The organism is Bacillota bacterium, from assembly GCA_018333655.1.
In the GTDB taxonomy this organism is placed as follows: Bacteria; Bacillota; UBA994; order UBA994; family UBA994; genus BS524.
In genome coordinates, this window is record JAGXTJ010000023.1 from 78,827 (window position 1) to 96,025 (window position 17,199).

Annotated in this window: 23 protein-coding genes; 22 read left to right on the forward strand and 1 reads right to left on the reverse strand. The window is 54.8% G+C overall.

The window, feature by feature from the left end; all coding sequences use genetic code 11:
• Positions 1-22 precede the first annotated feature (22 nt).
• From ftsY to KGZ92_04870, 17 genes are all read left to right on the forward strand, one after another.
• The gene (ftsY, locus tag KGZ92_04790) at positions 23-931 is read left to right on the forward strand and encodes a signal recognition particle-docking protein FtsY (protein MBS3888602.1); all 909 of its coding nucleotides are present in this window, start codon (positions 23-25) and stop codon (positions 929-931) included.
• 88 nt (positions 932-1,019) lie between these two features.
• The gene (locus KGZ92_04795) at positions 1,020-1,337 is read left to right on the forward strand and encodes a YlxM family DNA-binding protein (protein ID MBS3888603.1); all 318 of its coding nucleotides are present in this window, start codon (positions 1,020-1,022) and stop codon (positions 1,335-1,337) included.
• A gap of 6 nt (positions 1,338-1,343) precedes the next feature.
• Positions 1,344-2,681, forward strand: coding sequence for a signal recognition particle protein (gene ffh, locus KGZ92_04800; GenBank protein MBS3888604.1), 1,338 nt, complete (start codon positions 1,344-1,346; stop codon positions 2,679-2,681).
• An 87-nt stretch (positions 2,682-2,768) separates the two neighbouring features.
• On the forward strand, positions 2,769-3,020 hold the full coding sequence (gene rpsP, locus KGZ92_04805) for a 30S ribosomal protein S16 (GenBank protein ID MBS3888605.1): 252 nt from the start codon (positions 2,769-2,771) through the stop codon (positions 3,018-3,020).
• 15 nt (positions 3,021-3,035) lie between these two features.
• Positions 3,036-3,260 (forward strand): KH domain-containing protein, encoded by a 225-nt coding sequence (locus tag KGZ92_04810; protein MBS3888606.1) that lies wholly within the window; start codon positions 3,036-3,038, stop codon positions 3,258-3,260.
• Between the two features lie 24 nt (positions 3,261-3,284).
• Positions 3,285-3,806, forward strand: coding sequence for a 16S rRNA processing protein RimM (rimM, locus tag KGZ92_04815; protein ID MBS3888607.1), 522 nt, complete (start codon positions 3,285-3,287; stop codon positions 3,804-3,806).
• Positions 3,803-4,564 (forward strand): tRNA (guanosine(37)-N1)-methyltransferase TrmD, encoded by a 762-nt coding sequence (gene trmD, locus KGZ92_04820; GenBank protein MBS3888608.1) that lies wholly within the window; start codon positions 3,803-3,805, stop codon positions 4,562-4,564. The genes rimM and trmD overlap by 4 nt, the downstream gene beginning before the upstream one ends.
• Positions 4,564-4,908: a 50S ribosomal protein L19 gene (gene rplS, locus KGZ92_04825; GenBank protein ID MBS3888609.1), complete on the forward strand. Its 345-nt coding sequence runs from the start codon at positions 4,564-4,566 to the stop codon at positions 4,906-4,908. The genes trmD and rplS overlap by 1 nt, the downstream gene beginning before the upstream one ends.
• A gap of 58 nt (positions 4,909-4,966) precedes the next feature.
• On the forward strand, positions 4,967-5,494 hold the full coding sequence (lepB, locus tag KGZ92_04830; GenBank protein MBS3888610.1) for a signal peptidase I: 528 nt from the start codon (positions 4,967-4,969) through the stop codon (positions 5,492-5,494).
• Positions 5,495-5,505: 11 nt separating this feature from the next.
• Positions 5,506-6,363, forward strand: coding sequence for a ribosome biogenesis GTPase YlqF (gene ylqF, locus KGZ92_04835; protein ID MBS3888611.1), 858 nt, complete (start codon positions 5,506-5,508; stop codon positions 6,361-6,363).
• The gene (locus KGZ92_04840; protein ID MBS3888612.1) at positions 6,356-6,997 is read left to right on the forward strand and encodes a ribonuclease HII; all 642 of its coding nucleotides are present in this window, start codon (positions 6,356-6,358) and stop codon (positions 6,995-6,997) included. The genes ylqF and KGZ92_04840 overlap by 8 nt, the downstream gene beginning before the upstream one ends.
• An 83-nt stretch (positions 6,998-7,080) precedes the next feature.
• The gene (locus KGZ92_04845; GenBank protein ID MBS3888613.1) at positions 7,081-7,335 is read left to right on the forward strand and encodes a toxin HicA; all 255 of its coding nucleotides are present in this window, start codon (positions 7,081-7,083) and stop codon (positions 7,333-7,335) included.
• Positions 7,322-7,726, forward strand: coding sequence for a type II toxin-antitoxin system HicB family antitoxin (locus tag KGZ92_04850; GenBank protein MBS3888614.1), 405 nt, complete (start codon positions 7,322-7,324; stop codon positions 7,724-7,726). The genes KGZ92_04845 and KGZ92_04850 overlap by 14 nt, the downstream gene beginning before the upstream one ends.
• A 108-nt stretch (positions 7,727-7,834) precedes the next feature.
• Entirely contained in the window at positions 7,835-8,029 is a 195-nt protein-coding gene (locus KGZ92_04855; protein MBS3888615.1) for a hypothetical protein, read from the forward strand.
• Positions 8,030-8,123: 94 nt separating this feature from the next.
• Positions 8,124-9,251, forward strand: a complete 1,128-nt coding sequence (locus tag KGZ92_04860; GenBank protein MBS3888616.1) for a M20/M25/M40 family metallo-hydrolase — start codon at positions 8,124-8,126, stop codon at positions 9,249-9,251.
• A gap of 3 nt (positions 9,252-9,254) precedes the next feature.
• The gene (locus KGZ92_04865) at positions 9,255-9,584 is read left to right on the forward strand and encodes a nucleotidyltransferase domain-containing protein (GenBank protein MBS3888617.1); all 330 of its coding nucleotides are present in this window, start codon (positions 9,255-9,257) and stop codon (positions 9,582-9,584) included.
• Positions 9,572-9,985, forward strand: a complete 414-nt coding sequence (locus KGZ92_04870; GenBank protein ID MBS3888618.1) for an HI0074 family nucleotidyltransferase substrate-binding subunit — start codon at positions 9,572-9,574, stop codon at positions 9,983-9,985. The genes KGZ92_04865 and KGZ92_04870 overlap by 13 nt, the downstream gene beginning before the upstream one ends.
• A 427-nt stretch (positions 9,986-10,412) precedes the next feature.
• Here KGZ92_04870 and KGZ92_04875 read toward each other — a convergent pair whose 3' ends face one another.
• Positions 10,413-12,251, reverse strand: a complete 1,839-nt coding sequence (locus KGZ92_04875) for a methyl-accepting chemotaxis protein (GenBank protein ID MBS3888619.1) — start codon at positions 12,249-12,251, stop codon at positions 10,413-10,415.
• Between the two features lie 182 nt (positions 12,252-12,433).
• On the opposite strand from KGZ92_04875, the gene KGZ92_04880 reads away from it, so the two are divergent.
• Genes KGZ92_04880 through KGZ92_04900 form a run of 5 tightly spaced genes read left to right on the forward strand, consistent with a single transcriptional unit; the run spans position 12,434 to position 17,190 of the window.
• Positions 12,434-13,588, forward strand: coding sequence for a chemotaxis protein CheW (locus KGZ92_04880; GenBank protein MBS3888620.1), 1,155 nt, complete (start codon positions 12,434-12,436; stop codon positions 13,586-13,588).
• A complete protein-coding gene (locus KGZ92_04885; protein ID MBS3888621.1) occupies positions 13,585-15,531 on the forward strand; it encodes a chemotaxis protein CheA in 1,947 nt (648 codons plus the stop codon). Before KGZ92_04880 ends, KGZ92_04885 begins: the two co-directional genes overlap by 4 nt.
• A 2-nt stretch (positions 15,532-15,533) precedes the next feature.
• A complete protein-coding gene (locus tag KGZ92_04890) occupies positions 15,534-16,559 on the forward strand; it encodes a chemotaxis response regulator protein-glutamate methylesterase (GenBank protein ID MBS3888622.1) in 1,026 nt (341 codons plus the stop codon).
• Positions 16,560-16,570: 11 nt separating this feature from the next.
• The gene (flgM, locus tag KGZ92_04895; GenBank protein MBS3888623.1) at positions 16,571-16,855 is read left to right on the forward strand and encodes a flagellar biosynthesis anti-sigma factor FlgM; all 285 of its coding nucleotides are present in this window, start codon (positions 16,571-16,573) and stop codon (positions 16,853-16,855) included.
• Positions 16,852-17,190, forward strand: coding sequence for a hypothetical protein (locus KGZ92_04900; protein ID MBS3888624.1), 339 nt, complete (start codon positions 16,852-16,854; stop codon positions 17,188-17,190). Before flgM ends, KGZ92_04900 begins: the two co-directional genes overlap by 4 nt.
• Positions 17,191-17,199: the final 9 nt, after the last annotated feature.

Below are 17,199 nucleotides of genomic sequence, written 5' to 3' on the forward strand. Positions count from 1 at the left end.
AGAGGCATGAAGGAGAGAAACTATGGGTTTTTTTCAGCGCATAAAAGAAGGCCTCGAACGCACTCGACAAGGCTTCATGGCCAAACTGACCGAGGTAATTACCGGGCGTAAAATTGACGAAAGTTTGTTCGAGGAAGTAGAAGAACTGTTTCTACTCCACGATGTGGGCGTCCTGGCCACCTCCCACTTGCTAGCGGAATTGCGGAAGCAAGTAAGGGAGCGTAGACTGACCGACGGCCAGGAACTGCGTGGCGTAATGAAAGAAATAGCCGCGCGCGAACTAGGGCAAAAACAGCCCTTGCGCTACGTTCCAGGCACACTTAACGTCTTCTTAGTGGTAGGCGTTAACGGAGTAGGTAAGACGACAACCATTGGCAAGCTAGCCGAACGCTACAAGCAAGAGGGTGCCAAAGTAATGGTAGCGGCCGGAGACACTTTTAGGGCAGCTGCCGCATCACAGCTACAGGTCTGGGCTACGCGGGCTGGTGTGCCAGTGGTTAGCCATGCCGATGGTTCCGACCCCGCCGCGGTCGTTTTTGACGCTCTGCATGCCGCGCGCGCGCGAGGAGTCGACCTACTTATTATCGATACTGCGGGCAGGCTGCACAATAAGTCGAACTTGATGCAGGAACTAGGTAAGATTAAGCGCATCATCGACCGTGAGGCGGCTAACGCCCTGCAGGAGGTGCTCTTAGTCATCGATGCCACCACCGGGCAAAACGCCCTCGTACAGGCGCGGGAATTCGCGCAAATAGTACCCCTTACGGGCATCGTGCTCACCAAGCTCGACGGTACGGCCAAGGGCGGCATCGTCCTTGCCATCGCCAAAGAGCAGAATATCCCCATCAAATTAATCGGCGTGGGTGAAAAAATCGCCGATCTGCGCGATTTTGACCCCGCAGAATTTACGGAAGCGCTTTTTGCCGAGTAAATCACCTTTGCTGTCAAGTATTTTGCCTTGACAAGAGCGAATCTTCTTGGTATCCTAGAGCAGGTCAAGGACTTGAGGTGAGGGGTAAATGGAACATTTCGTACGTGCCAACCTCTTGTTGGACTTTTACGGCCAATTGCTTACCGCGCGTCAGGTTTTGGCGTGCCGCTTGTACTACGAGGAGAACTTCTCCTTGGCAGAAATTGCCGATGAGCTCGCCATCTCTCGCCAAGGCGTGCATGACACCGTGCGCCGCGCTGAGAGACAGCTCGAGCTTTACGAGAGCAAGCTCTCGCTGGTGGCACGTTTTCTTGAACAGCAGCAAGAGTTAAGGCGTTTAAAGGAGCTTGTTCTAAGCGGTCATACAGATGAAGCGCTTTCACTTATAGAAAAACTTACTTACTAGGGGGCTGTGCCATTGTTTGCAGGGCTCGGTGACAAACTTCAAGCCGCCCTTAAGAAGTTGCGCGGCAAAGGAAAGCTGACCGAAAAAGATATTGCCGAGGCCTTGCGCGAAGTACGCATGGCTTTGCTGGAGGCCGACGTGAGCCTCGCCGTAGTCAAGGACTTTGTAGCGGCTATTAAAGGCAGAGCTATCGGGGCAGAAGTGCTCGAAAGCCTCACCCCTGGCCAGCACATCGTCAAGATCGTGCATGATGAGCTTATCTCCTTGCTCGGAGGCACCTCAAATCGGCTCAGTATGGCGCCTAAGCCGCCTACCGTGATCATGCTTGTGGGCTTGCAGGGTGCCGGCAAGACGACCCAGGCGGGCAAGCTCGCCTTACTACTGCGCAAGCAAGGGCGTTTTCCACTGCTGGTAGCCTGCGACGTCTATCGACCGGCGGCCATATTGCAGCTAGAGACTCTGGGCAAGCAGCTAGATATCCCCGTTTTTTCAGTGGCGGGGGAAACGAATGTGGCTGATATCGCGCGCCAAGGCAAAGAATATGCTATGAGGCAAGGGCGCGACTTGGTAATTATAGATACGGCAGGTCGCCTGCATATCGACGAAAGACTTATGCAAGAACTTAAAGATGTGCACCGGGTAGTTTCGCCCCACGAAGTGCTACTGGTCGTCGATGGCATGACTGGGCAAGACGCCGTCAATGTAGCTACGACATTTAACAACGCTCTCGGTATCGACGGCATCATTATGACCAAGCTAGATGGTGACACGCGCGGCGGTGCTGCTCTTTCGGTCAAGGCCGTCACCGGCAAGCCGATTAAGTTTATTGGGGTGGGTGAGAAGCTCGATGCGCTCGAGGTCTTCCACCCGGACCGCATGGCCTCGCGCATACTCGGCATGGGTGACGTGCTGTCCCTAATTGAAAAGGCGGAGCAAGCCTTCGACCAAAAGAAGGCCGAAGAGCTAGAGCGCAAGATGCGTACCCAGGGCTTTACTCTCGAAGACTACCTCGAGCAGATGCAGCAAGTGAAGAAGATGGGCTCGCTAGAACAGCTTATGGGTATGATTCCGGGCTTTTCGGCGGCTAAGCAGGTCAAAGATTTAGAGCTAGGCGAGAAGAAGCTCCAAAGCATCGAAGCCATCATTTGTTCCATGACCATCAAGGAACGCCGCAAGCCAGATATTATCGACGGTAGCAGGCGGAGGCGCATCGCCATGGGCAGTGGCACCTCAGTGCAAGAAGTCAATCGCATGCTCAAAGAGTTCGACCAAGCCCGCAAGCTAGTCAAGAGCCTTACCGAAAAGGGCAAGCGCGGCGGTAAAATGAAGTTTCCCTTTATGTAACATGCAACCTGTTACCTGTAGCAGATAACCTGTTACCTGTAGCAGGTAACAGGGGGTATCAGGGTATTTTGAAAGGGGGTGACACATATGGCAACAAAGATAAGATTAAAGAGAATGGGTGCCAAGAAAGCGCCTTTCTACCGTTTAGTCGTGGCTGATTCCCGCGCTCCCAGAGATGGTCGTTTCGTCGAAGAAATAGGCTACTACAACCCCACGCAGAATCCTCCCGCAGTGAAAGTAGACCATGAGAGGGCTACTTACTGGCTAGGGCAGGGCGTACAAATGTCTGACACGGTGCGCAGCATTTTCAACAAAGCAGGCCTGCTAGAGAAGTCCTAGGCGGGGGTGACTAAATTGCGAGATCTCGTTCTGTTTATCGCCAAGCATTTGGTCGAGCATAAAGACCAAGTCGAAGTGACTATGGAGCAAAGCGCGGAGGGGCTAATCTTTCGCCTGACAGTAGCACCGGAAGACGTGGGCAAAGTTATCGGCAAGCAGGGGCGCATCGCCAAAGCCTTCCGCACCGTGCTTAAGGCCGCCAATAGCGGCGACGAGAAAGTGTTTTTGGAGATCGGCTAAGTAACTGGGGAATTAGGTGAGAAAATGGAATCTCGACTCATTTGTATTGCGGAGATTCTCGGAGTACATGGACTGAAGGGCGACCTTAAAGTCCGGTCCCATTCGGATCACCCCGACAGATTTGCGAACTTGCCGGGGGCGAATTTGTTTTGGCGTGGCAGAGGGGTAGAGAAAGAAATTACCGTTCTCTCCGTCCGGCCTTTCGGGCGCTTCTTTATCCTCGCCTTACAGGGAGTCGACTCGCGTGAGCAAGCAGAAGCTTTTCTTGGCGGGGATATCCTCGTCAAAGAAAGCGAAATCCTGCCTTTGCCATCTGGGAGCTTCTATGTCTACCAGCTGATTGGGCTTACAGTTAACGACGAAAAAGGCAGTTTTCTCGGCACGGTAAAAGAGGTACTTCACCTTGGTAGCAATGATGTCTATGTCGTTAAGACCCCTAGTGGTGACCTTCTTCTACCCGCTTTAAAAAGCGTAGTCCACCATATCGACCTAGAAACGAAGGAAATGCAGGTCACACTGCCTCTCGGGTTGGTGGACGAAAAGTGAGAGTAGATGTACTAACGCTCTTCCCAGAAATGTTCGCGCCGGTAACAGCGGCGAGTATCCTCAAGCATGCCATAGCCAAGGGTGTTCTGCAGGTCTGCCTGACCGATGTGCGCAACTTCGCCTTTTCTAAGCATCGCGTTGTCGACGACACCCCTTTCGGCGGAGGAGCAGGCATGGTCATGAAAGTGGAACCCGTTGTTCTCGCCGTCGAGGATGTGCTAAAGCAGGGCGGTGACATCGAGCCGACGCGCCGCAGGGTGATTATGATGAGCCCCGCAGGGCACACTTTCAATCAAGCTAAGGCTGTCGAGCTGTCGGGGTATAGCCAGCTGGTCCTTATTTGCGGGCATTACGAAGGGATCGACCAGCGTGTGGTCGACCTTGTGGTTGACGAAGAGATATCTATTGGTGACTATGTTTTGACGGGCGGCGAATTGCCGGCTATGGTGCTAGTAGACTGCGTGGCGCGTCTTTTGCCGGGGGTGCTCGGTAGTGAGCTTTCTGCGGCGGAGGAGACTTTTTCGGCAGATGGCTATCTTGAATATCCCCACTACACGCGGCCGCGCGAGTTTCGCGGTTTAGCTGTTCCCGAGGTGCTTTTGTCAGGAGACCATGCCCGCATTGCCAAGTGGCGCCGTGGGCAATCTATCAAGCGAACGATGTGCAGGCGTCCCGAGCTTTTCACTCGGGGTTTGACTAAGCATGATCAACAATGTTTAGGTACCGTCACCAGTGCAGACGGAAAGGAGGGCTATTAATGGAAATTATTAAAGGCTTAGAAATGATGCAGTTGCGTCAAGACTTGCCAAGTTTTAGAGCAGGGGACACCGTTAAGGTTCACGTTAAAGTTGTCGAAGGCGGCAAAGAACGTATTCAGATCTTCGAAGGTATGGTTATTTCTCGCCACGGCGGGAGCGTGCGTGAGACATTCACCGTGCGCCGCATTTCTTACGGCGTGGGTGTAGAAAGAATCTTCCCCGTGCATTCTCCACGCATTGAGCGGATCGAAGTAATGCGCCGTGGGCGTGTACGCCGCGCTAAGTTGTACTATCTCAGACACCTCACCGGTAAAGCTGCCCGTATTCGCGACTTACGCAAGTAAACAGGGGGGGGGCCGATTAGCTTGGTCCCTTTTTCGCTAGGCAGCAAGGAGGCAATACATGACAAGCTCGTGGCGTAGAGAATTATTTGAGTGGGGCAAGGCTTTTGCTCTGGCAGTTATACTGGCACTTATTATCCGCATGTTCTTGGTTGAAGTCTATGTCGTAGATGGTCACTCCATGCAGCCCACCCTCCTTGATCAGGAGCGTGTGCTGGTGAACAAACTTACCTACCGTCTCGGCGGGCCAAGGCCCTCTGATGTCATAGTGTTCCGCTACCCACAGGAACCTTGGCGTGACTTTATTAAACGTGTGGTCGCGGTCGGTGGGCAGACGGTAGAGGTGCGCGACGGACAAGTATTTGTCGATGGCGCGGCGCTGCCAGAACCCTATCTTAAGGCGCCCACGCATGGGGTCTTTGGGCCGGAGGTAGTACCCGAGGGTACAGTCTTTGTGCTGGGGGACAACCGCAACTTCAGTCTTGATTCGCGTGATGCAACGGTCGGTTTTGTGCCCCTCGCCAACGTCAAAGGAAAGGCCATGGCCGTTTTTTGGCCCCTGCCGGCGCTTCGTTTGGTACGGCACTAGAGGAGGTTTGCATGACAATTCACTGGTTTCCCGGCCACATGGCCAAGGCGCGACGCCTGCTCGAAGAGAACCTAGGCCTAGTCGATGCCGTCATTGAGCTTCGGGATGCGCGTATGCCACTCGCCAGTGCTAACCCTCTGCTTTCCGCCATCATGGGCGACAAAGTGCGCCTTATCGCCCTCACTAAGCCCGACCTGGCGGCAGAGGTGGCCACAGAGCGTTTTGTGGCCTACTTTGCACACTTGGGGACACCCGCTATTAAGGTAAATGCCCGCGATGGCCGTGGCACAAAAGAGCTCTTAAAAGAGGTCAAAGCAAAAGTCACCCCTAAACTTCCGCGCGACAAGGCGGGGGGGCAGGCCTTGCGCGGGGTTCGTGTCATGGTGGCGGGCATACCCAATGTGGGTAAGTCCAGCCTTATTAACAGCCTAAGTGGTAGAGCGGCGGCACGTACCGGGGCCTTGCCGGGGCTGACGCAAGCTAAGCAGTGGATCAACCTGCCGGATGGTACGCAGGTGCTCGACACCCCAGGCCTACTCTGGCCCCGTCTTGATGACCCGGCCGTGGCCTTCAAGTTAGCCGTAACCGGCGCTATCAGTTCGGCAGGCTTCGATGTGCTCGACTTAGCTGGCAGCCTAGCCGCTTTCGCGGTAGAAATGTACCCCGAGGCCTTTAAGCGGCACTTCCGATTAGAAGGTACTATGCCCTCTGCCGGGCATGAACTGCTCGAACTCCTAGGGCGTAAGCGAGGATGCCTAATCGGCGGAGGTAAAGTAGACCTTAACCGCATCGCCGATATTTTACTGCGCGAATTCCGCGAAGGCAAAATCGGGCGCTTCACTCTCGACCAAGTACCCGACCATGCCTAGCGACCCCGCCTCGCGCCACAGATGCCAAGAAGAGCAACACAAAGCTCTCCTTTTGTATGAAAGGGAGCTTTGGGCTCAGGGCTACCAGCGTGTACTCGGTATGGACGAAGTCGGGCGTGGTTCCCTGGCCGGCCCCGTTATGGTGGCCGGCGTTATCTTACCCCGAGATGCCAGGCTTATCGGCGTAAATGACTCTAAGCTCCTTACGGCGAAACAGCGTAGTACCTGTGCTGCCGAAATCCGCGCTGTCGCAGTCGACCTAGCTGTAGCAGAGAGAGACCAGCGCTTTATTGACCAATATGGCATAGTAGCCGCAGTAGAGAGTTGTCAGCATGAAATTATCGCGCGGCTTTGTCCTGACTACCTCCTGCTTGACGCCTTTGCCTTGCCTAACGTGCAAGTGCCGCAGCAAGCCTTAGTCAAGGGTGATCAAAAATCTCTCTCTATCGCCGCGGCGAGCATCATCGCCAAAGTAACGCGCGACGCCTACATGGTCGAGATGGACAGAGAGTATCCTCTCTACGGCATGGCCTCGCACAAAGGCTATGGCACAGCAAAACACCGCGCCGCACTAGAGCAGCACGGGGCGAGCGCGCTCCATCGCCATTCTTTTCTAAGGTTTCTCGAGGGCTAATGCCTGTGGTGTAATCGGTTGTATTATTCCTTGACACCGCATGAGCCACCATGGTATGTATTGTCTAGGGGGGTATTCTGCACGTGTCGCAGTGGGAGAAATTATTGTCGCGCATATGTTCCATGCCGCGAGACGTTCGCTTCTCTGAGGTCAAGAAGGTGCTTGAAGGTTACGGCTACATTGGTCGTAGGCCAGGCAGTGGCAGTAGCCACTGGACATTCCGTAAGCAGGGTAGTGCACCTATCACCGTGCCAGTAGATGAGCCCATCAATTTGGCATACGTTAAACTAGTGAAAGCCATGATTGAAAGGGAGGTGCCCTCGAGTGAAGAATCTTGATTACTACATGCGTCAAAACTACAGGGTACAGGTTGTCAGGGATGAAGCGGAGGGAGGGTATGTACTCTCTATCCCAGAACTGCAGGGATGTTTAACTTGTGCGTTTGATGTGGGTGTTGGTATGAGCATGCTTGAGGACGCAAAGAGAGAATGGATTCAAGCGGCCTTGGAAGACGGCTATGAAGTGCCCAAGGCGGACACCAACGATAGCTACTCAGGACAGTTTAAGCTTAGGATACCAAGATCGCTACACAAAGAACTGGCAGAGCGGTCTAAGCATGAAGGGGTCAGCATGAATCAGTATTGCTTATACCTATTATCAAATCATGGGCGAGTGGCTAGGGTGCGTCGGAAATTGTCATCTCTTTCTCGGACGGAGAGGGGCTCATAGGTATATTCACACATAGAGGGGTATAGAGCAGTCACCTTGCACCTCCTTGGTCGAAAACACCTCTTCTCTGCTCTTGGCATACAATGGAGCAGCAAAGGGGGAGAGACTGTGGGAGGACGACGCTGCCGCCCGGCGCGACCGGGCAAACGATGGAACTCACAAGCCTATGACACCGAGTTTTATGCCATGGCAGTAATCGTCGGAGTGCAGGGTGTGCGCCTCTTGGTGCGGCCGACCATAGTGGATGGTATCATTTTTGTGGCCTGTGTCGTAGCCATGGCCCCTTGGGAGCGGTGGCTCTAGGGCTAAGAAAATGGACTTAAGTTCTGCCTTTGGCAGGACTTCTTTGTTTTGTGGTGAAGAAAGGTACAAGGCAGCAGAACGGGAGAGTGCAACCATGGTTAAGGATCACATAGACATGCTAGCTAAAGTTATCGGCCCGCGCGGCTCTGCCACCCAAGGCGAGAAAAAAGCGGCCGATTACGTCGCTGCGAAGCTTTCCGAGTGGGGTTACGAGGTACAAGTGCAGCCATTCCGTGCCCTTACTACTTTTGGTTGGCTCTATATCGTCTTTTATCTCTGGCCCCTAGTAGCGTGGCTTCTCGGTTGGTGGTGGTTTGGCGCTCTTGGCGCTGTGTTGTTCTTTCTCGAGCTAAACACGGTGGCGACCCTGAGCAGGTTACTGCCCACCGGGCAAAGCCAGAATATTATAGCCAAGCACCGCGAGGGCAGTGGGCAGCAAGTAGTCTTGGTCGCCCATCTTGACAGCAGCAAGGCAGGGCTTAATTTTAGTCCACAAATGGTGCCGCACTTTCGCACCTCTTTTTTGGCCATGGTAGCTGCTATGGCCTCTGCCCCGGTCTTACTCGCCCTAGGCCTTGCACTAGGGGGTTTCTGGCATTTCGCCGCCTTAATCCCCTGTCTGTACCTGCTGACTATTTGTGGCACCCTGCTGCACCGCGAACTATGGAACAACTACACCAGAGGTGCTAATGACAATGCCTCGGGGGTGGCTGCCGTGCTGGCCGTGGCCGAGAAAGTAAAAGCAAAACTGCCCGAGGGCGTTGCTTTAACTATTTTGCTCACCGGCTGCGAAGAGTCGGGCACCTATGGCATGGTGCGCTTTCTCGAACAACAGGGTGGGGAATACCGTCAGGCCTGGTTTGTTAACTTAGACAATATCGGCGCGGGCACCTTGCACTACATGTCAGGTGAGGGCATGTTTCCTACTTTTCGCTCCACGCCCGAAATTTTAATGGCCTGCCAAGCTGTAGCCAAGGCTAGACCCGACCTCGATGTCCGCCAAGGCGTCTACAACTTGCTCTCTACCGATGCCTTGCCCGCGCTACAGAGGGGCTACAAAGCCATCAGCCTACTAGCCCTAGACGAAAACGGGCTCCTGCCTAACTGGCATTGGCCGACCGATACAGTAGACAATATAGACGAAAAGACCGTAACCACTGCCGTCGAGTTCTGCCTGGAACTCCTAGAGCAGATTTACCGCCGGCACCATAGGGGGGAGTAAGTAATGATTAGCAAGTGTTTGTCGAGTGGGGCAGAGGGAGGACGTGCGGAACTCTTGTCTGGGGTTAAGGCCGTGGTCTTGTCCTTCCTACAAGGGACGTCCGCTAAAGTTTATTTGTTTGGTTCCTTTGCCAAGAGCGAAGAAAGGCACAGCTCGGACATTGACCTTGCCGTCGACCATGCAGGGCAAGTCTCCCCACACATGTTTGCCACGCTGCGCGAGTTACTGCACGAGTCGTCCATACCTTACCAAGTAGATGTTGTAGACCTCTATCATGTGGCAGAGTCTTTCAGGACCAAAGTCAGGCAGGAGGGAATCCTATGGAGCGAGTAGAAGAACGCCTTAACCAGGCCGTGAAGGCTGTAGCGGCTTTGTCTGAGGTAGTGGTCATTGACCAGGCTAGCGCTATCTGGCGCGACTCCGCGATTAAGCGCTTTGAGCTCGCCTTTGAAGCCACGTGGAAGGCCGCCAAGTTGGTCTTGCTCGTGCGTGAAGGCATCGAGGTCAGTAGCCCAAAAGGCGTGATCCGGTCATGTCGCGAAGTAGGCTGCCTCAGTGACGCACTTGCGACTGAGGCCCTCCTCATGGCTGACGACCGTAATTTAGCTGTTCACACCTATAACGAGGAACTCGCAGAGCAAATTTATGGCAGACTAAAGAGCCATCTCACCGTGCTGCGTGCTTGGGTGGCTTCATTATCTGTAGGGGATAACGAGAAGCAGACTGGAGGGTAGAGGCAAGAAACAGGAAGCAAGAAACAGGAAGCAAGAAACAGGAAGCAAGAAACAGGAAACAAGAAGCAAGAAGCAAGAAACAAGAAGCAAGAAACAGGAAATAAGAAACAGGAGGCAAGAAACAGGAGGCAAGAAACAGGAGGCAAGAAACAGGAAGCAAGAAACAGGAAGCAAGAAACAGGAAATAAGAAACAGGAGGCAAGAAACAGGAAGCAAGAAACAGGAAGCAAGAAATAGGAGGCAAGAAACAGGAAGCAAGAGAGGAACAAGGAGTTTGGTTGCGCGGCCGCACGTTTTCCATCTCTCTCTTTTCCACGCCTCTGTGTCCTCTGTGGTTGAAATCGTCTCCTAAATCCTTATGGTAAAAAAAGACCCTCCCCGTTTATCGTGGGGAGGGTCTTTTTGCTAGAGGTAAGGTGAGCTTAGTTTAGGTGCGGAACTTGCTCGCTGCGGTGTAAAGTGACTTGGCGAGCTCGCCTAGTTGCTGCCCTGCGGTGGCGCTCTCTTGGGAAGAGGCGGCGACTTCTTCGGTGATGGCGCCCAGATTTTCCATAGAGGCCGAGACTTCGTTGGCGGCTGCCGCCTGTTCTTCACCCGCTGCGGAGATGCCCTCGACCATGAGCGCGATATTGTTTATCTGCGCCACGATGTTCTCTAGGGCCTCTTGCGCGCTCTTGGCTCCCGCGGCGCCCTGCGTGCTGATAGTTACTGCGCCGTCTATCTGCCCCTGTATAGAGGCGATGAGCTTGGTAATCTCCTTAGTCGACTGCCTGCTTTGCTCAGCTAGGCTACGCACCGCGTCGGCCACGACGGCAAAGCCTCGGCCGTGCTCGCCCGCCCGCGCGGCCTCGATAGCGGCGTTTAGTGCCAGTAAGTTCGTTTGGTCCGAGATATCGTCAATGGCAGAGACAATGCCACCGATTTGCTTGGAAACAGTAGAAAGCGCTAAGACGCTTTCTTGCACCGTCTTTAAGGAATTTATGGAGTTACCTACCCTGGCGGTTCCCTCGGCGGCAGCGGTGCGAGCATTAGAGCTGGCAGCCGTGGCGCTCTGGGCATTAGCGGCAATTTCCTCGGTAGCGGCGGCCAATTGCTCGAGCGTGCGCGAGATTTCTTGGGTAATTCCTGCTTGGCTGTCGTTACCAGCGGCGACTTCTTTAATGCTGCCGCTAATAAGGCCCGATTTGTCTGCCAAGGCAAAGGAAGCAGCCTGTGCTCCTGAAATCATGGTGCGCAGGTCGCCAATCATCTGGGCGAAAGCGCGCGAGAGATCGCCTAGTTCGTCTGTATCATTACCGGCTGTGTAGGCATAAGTCAGGTCACCGCCAGCCACGGCCTGCACTCCCTTGACGACGGGTACTAGGCGCGAAGTGAGACGCGAAGCATAAACCCAGGCCCCGATGCTAGCAGCAGCAATGAGAAACGGGAAGGCAATCGCCATAAACCAAACTACTGACATGGCGTCGGCGCGTATCTCCCTTACGCCAACCTCGGCCACCACCACTAGGTTTGGCCCTGGCACCAACTCCATTTTACCAAAGACATCTAGTCCCTGGTAGTTTATGTAACGGCCAAAGAACTTGCCCTCGGCTCCTGGCGCAAAGCGTTCTAGCGCTGGGGCGGAGGCCTGCAAGGCTAGAGGAGCCTGTTCTACAAAGCGGCTGGCAGTGACAAACAAACCCTCGCGATTGACGAGGTAGCGCTCGCCGGTATGTTCAAAATGGCTCAGGGGCAGGTAGGGATCAGTGGCCAGCGGGGTGGCAATGGTTACTGCTCCGACGATGGCATTCCTTTGGTTGCGCACCGGCGCGGCAAAAACCCAGACTAACGAGCCATCAATAGCAGATTTGCGAATGGCACTCGAGGGCACCCCCCTGAGGGCACCCTGTACATGCTCCTGGGCTGAGAGGTCAAGCACGGCGTTAGCCGTGTTCAGGTTAGACACGCCCTGCGCATCGGTCAGGGTAATCGAGGCCACATTGGCCAAGTCTGCCCGCGTGCGGGTCAGTAAGTCGAATATAGCGGTATTGTTTCCCGTGAGAAGCGTAGGCGACATGGCCAACTTAGTAGCATGAGAAAGCAGTGCGTCATGCCTTACTCTCAAAGTATTTATCAAACCCTCGTGCTTCCCCGCGAGAATTGCCTGCGCCGCTTCGTCCATGGTGTAGACATTGCGCAGTACAGTAGCCACCCCAAAGCCCACAAGAGGCAGTGTGCATACCAGTATCATGACGAAAACAAGCTTTGCCCGTAGTGTCTTTAGCATAAATTCTCTCCCCTACCTGCATATTAACTACCATTAGAATAATTTGCGCCATCACTATTGTCAATCAGGCGCACTCGTAAACGGTCAAATTGGCAACACTTTATTTTTGCTACTAAATACTTGCCACTTAAAGCCGATTAGACAATAATAGAAGCAAAGATAAGTGCAATTGGAGGTCGGTTATGAGTCAGGATTTGCAGCTTGTAATTTTTGCCTTGGATAGAGAGTACTACGGCATTGAAACGCGGCTAGTCACCGAGATTTCGCGCCTTGAGGCGCTGACTTTTGTACCGCGCACCGCCAAGCACATCGCCGGTGTAGTCAACTTGCGGGGGAAGATTACCCCCGTCATTTGTCTGCGCGCGCGGCTCGGCCTGCCGCCGCGCGTTGACAGCAAGGAGACGCGCATAATCTTTGTCGAAGTCGAGGAAGTATTGGTCGGCCTAGTTGTCGATGCCGTGCTTGAAGTAAGTGATATCGCCGCCGCGCTCATTACCGCGCCGCCGGCGGTTATTTCTGCCCCCTTTGTGCTCGGGGTGTGCCACTACAAGCAGCAAAATGCCGAGCATTCGGCGCGAGTAACCCTAGATGCCCTCGTGCAGCAAGAGAAAAACGCCATTGCCCTGCGCCTCTCGGAGATGCAGGGGCAAGTTAAGCTGCTGGCAGAACTACCGCTCTGGCAGACAGCTGCCAATGCTCTGGCCACGGCAGAGCTGTTTACGCGCCGCATCCAACTGCGCGCTATTGAGAACATCGCCATTACCGACCTCACTGGCCACAGCCTAGTGAACACCGCGCACAAGCCGTTGGACTTGTCAAAACTCAAGTATGTCCACAAGTCGCTTACTGGCGCGCCCGCGCATGAAATAGTCGTTTCGGCTGTTGACGGCGGCATTATCCTGGCGGTATCTGAGCCTCTGCGCAGCCCGCAGGGACAGGTAGTTGGCGTCATTTTGATGACCACAGATTTGTCTAAGGACCAGAGCCTTGAGTTTGCCCCCTTTGGTCAGACGGGCGAGCGCTACTTAGTAGACCGCAACGGGCACTTTATTACCAAAAGCCGTTTTATGGAAAACGCAGTGCTTCTAAGGCAGGCTGCCTCTGCGCCCGCCCTTGACTTGTTTGTCGATAAATCCCTGCCGAGCTTTTTTGGGCGGTATTTAAACTATCGCCAGCACGAAGTCTATGGCGCCATGAACTACTTGGCGGCTCTCGATGTGGTCGTCGTAGCAGAGCAAGAGGTAGTAGAGACGACAGGGGAGATACTGGTGGTCTTGCTTGACCCCGCCCGACTATTTACCCAAGAACTAACGGCCAGGCAAGGGGTGATTTCATGAAAAGTAATGAATATCTACAGTTATTTTTAGACGAAACAGAGGAGATGGTCGACCGTTTAGCGACTAATCTTGTCTCCTTAGAGAAAAAACCTTCCGACCATGAGCTCATCTCCGTCGTCTTTCGCGACGCGCACACCATTAAAGGCTCCGCCGGAGCCATGGGCTACACCCAGATGGCGAGCATTGCGCACCATATGGAGAGTGTGCTGAGCCTTTTGCGTGAGAAAGAGCTTGCCCCCACGGCGCTAGTTTTTACGGCCCTGCTTGGCGCTCTCGACTTACTCAAAAATATTAAGCAAGATATTTATCGCTCGGGTAGCGAGGGGCAGTACAATCTCGCGCCGGTTATTGCTGAGCTAGGTTCTTTTGGCAGCAACGCACAAGTCGCGAGCGCCACCGACGCCTTGCCACCCGCCGCCAGCGCGGCGCAGAGCGCAGGTACCAACTCGGCTGCGGCTCTGGAGTACAAAGTAGAAGTGACGCTTCGCCCTGATGCCCCCATGAAGGGGGTGCGGGTGTTTCTCTTGCTACAGATCTTGCGCGGCCTAGGGTCGGTGCTAAACTGTGACCCGGCTGAAGAACAGCTCTTAAATGAAAAGTTTGAGCAGCGCTTTGCCGTGGTGCTGTCTACCGAGCGGCACAGCGATGAAGTCCTAGCCATGCTTGGCAATGACGGTGATGTTGAAGATGTACGAGTTGCCCCTGTAGCGGCCAAGAAAGTTGAAGCCGAGGGCTCTGACAAGGCAACTGTCACTAAGGCCGATACTCGTCAGCACTCGGTGCGGGTCGATGTGCGCAAGCTTGAGGCCCTAATGAACTTAGTGGGTGAGCTGGTTATAGAGCGCAATCGCCTGGCCAATGTCGCTACGCACCTAGAGCGACAAAACAAAGAGGATGAAAATGTGCGTACCCTGATGGCTGTTTCTAGTCAACTAGGGCGCATCACGGGCGACTTACAGCGCGAAATAATGAAGGTACGCATGGTGCCCATCGCCCAGCTCTTTGGCACCTTCCCGCGCTTGGTGCGCGACTTGGCCCAGAACTTAGAAAAAAATATTGAGCTAGAGCTCGAAGGCACCGATACCGAGCTAGATCGCACCATCGTCGAAGAGGTGAGAGACCCTCTTATCCATTTAGTGCGTAATTCCGTCGATCACGGTGTCGAGACCCCCAGCGAACGCCAAAAAAAGGGCAAACCACCCACGGGGCGAGTGCTGCTCAGCGCCCGCCACGAGGACAACCAGGTGGTTATCTCTGTTAAGGATGATGGCGGCGGCATAGATGCGGCCAAAGTGGCGCGCAAAGCGGTGGCCATGGGGCTACTCACAGAAAGCGACCTAGCGGGGCTTAGCGAAGCGCAAAAGCAGCGTCTCATTTTGCTGCCCGGCTTAAGCACCGCCGCCGCCGTTAGCAATGTCTCGGGGCGCGGCGTGGGCATGGACATAGTGCGTAGTCAAATTGAAAAGCTCGGCGGCAGTGTCGACATTGCCAGCACCCTAGGGCAGGGCACCGAGTTTACTATTCGCCTGCCCCTCACCTTGGCTATCTTCCGCGCTTTGTTAGTGAGCGCCAATAATTTAGACTACGCCCTGCCTATCGCCACCGTTATCGAGACACGCAAGCTAAACCCCGCCGATTTACGCGTGGTTAAGGGGCGTGAATGCTTGGTGTTGCGCGAGCAAATTGTGCCCGTGGTCGCCTTGCATACCCTTTTCGCTCTGCCCGCCCCGCAGAAAAAACCGCAGAGCTTAGTCGTAGCGGCGAGTGGAGCCACTAAAGTTGGGCTACTCGTTGACCGATTACTAGGTGAACAAGAAGTAGTGCTTAAACCCCTAGGCCCCTTTTTCGCCCAGAACAAAGAGTTGGCTGGTGCCACCATCTTGGGCGATGGGCGGGTAGTGCCCATTCTCGACATCAATGGCCTACTGGGGTTGATGTCCTAGCTATGAGTAACGAGAAGAAAGTACGCGTACTTGTTGTCGATGACTCACCCTTTATGCGGCAGCTCATTGGCAATATCATCGGTGGCAGTGCCGACCTTGAGGTCGTGGGCATTGCCCGCGATGGCAAAGAAGCCGTAGAAAAATGCCGCGATTTACGGCCAGACGTTTTGACCCTAGACATAGAGATGCCGGTAATGACCGGTCTCGAAGCCCTAGCCGTCATTATGCGCGAAACGCCGACCCCCGTGGTCATGGTCAGCAGCCTTACTAAGGCCGGCGCGAAAGAGACCCTGCAAGCGCTAGAAATAGGCGCGATTGACTTTATTGCTAAGCCAGAGCGCGCCGCCAATACCTTCGATTTAGCGGCCACCATCTTGCCGAAACTCCGCGCCGCAGCAGGCGTGGTGTGGCCTCGGGCAGCGCGTCGCCTCGAAGTAGGCGTACCTGCGCCGCGCACCTACGACCTAGTACTTATCGGTTGCTCTACCGGGGGTCCGGCCGCCCTGCAGCACATCGTGCCCGCCTTGCCCGCGAATAGCTCCCTGCCAGTGGTAATCGCGCAGCATATTCCGGGTACCTTTACGGGGCCCATGGCGCAGCGGCTAGGGCAGCTGGGCAAGGTCAAAGTGGTAGAGGCGCAAGACGGCATGCCGCTTACAGGCGGGGTAGTCTACATCGCCCCGGGCGGGCTTCATACAGTGGTGCGTAAAGATCGCCTGCGCTGCTACTTGCAGGTTCTACCTGCCGAACATGTAGCGACACCCTTTCGCCCAAGTGTCGACGTACTCTTTAAGAGTGCCGAGGAATATGGCAGCAGTGTCTTGGCCGTAATCCTTACGGGCATGGGGCAGGATGGCTTAGAAGGTGCTAAGGTGCTGCACCGCGCAGGCGCCCATATACTGGCCGAATCCGAAGAGTCCGCCATCATTTACGGCATGCCCCGCGCGGTAGCCGAAGCCAACTTAGCACACGGAGTGCTTAGTCTACGTCAAATTACGGAGTTTTTGCAAAAAGCCATGCAAAGATAGAGGTGTGCCCAGTGAAAGTAAACCCCAAGCTCGATTTGTACTTGCGAAGTGTAGAGACGCGCCCGGCCCCTAAGCGCGATGTCGCCGCCGCGCCAGAGGTGCAGGGTGACAGCATTGCCATTTCGACCACCGCGCGGCTCTTGCAGGCCGCCCTAGAGACGGAGGAGCCCTATGCCGCCGCTAAAGTAGCACGAATCAAAGGAGCAATAGAGCAGGGCGGGTATGAAGTAGACATAGGGCGCTTGGCAGCAAGCCTAGCTGATGAAATGGCTGCCGGGCGGGGGCGGAGCAGATGAGAGAGGGCCTCTCTCTATTACATGCAAACCTAGAAAAGCAGCGGCAAGCCATGCAGGGCGACGACTTAGTGGCCATGTCGGCGCTAGTGGCAGAACAGCAAAGCCTGTGGTCAGCCCTGCTAGAGAGCACAGCGGGGCTTACCACTTTGTCACCCGAGGAAGCGCAGCTCCTAGGGGAGCTTAAAGACCTAGTGGCTAGCAATCAGCTTTTGGCGCAGCAGAGCCTGCATTTTGCGCGGCGTGTGCTCGGCGCACTGACGGGGGAGACCCCCTACGGCGCACAACCCCTCGCTGCCCCGACTTGGAGCGGCAAAGCTCTAGATAGACGCGCTTAAGGAGGTCTT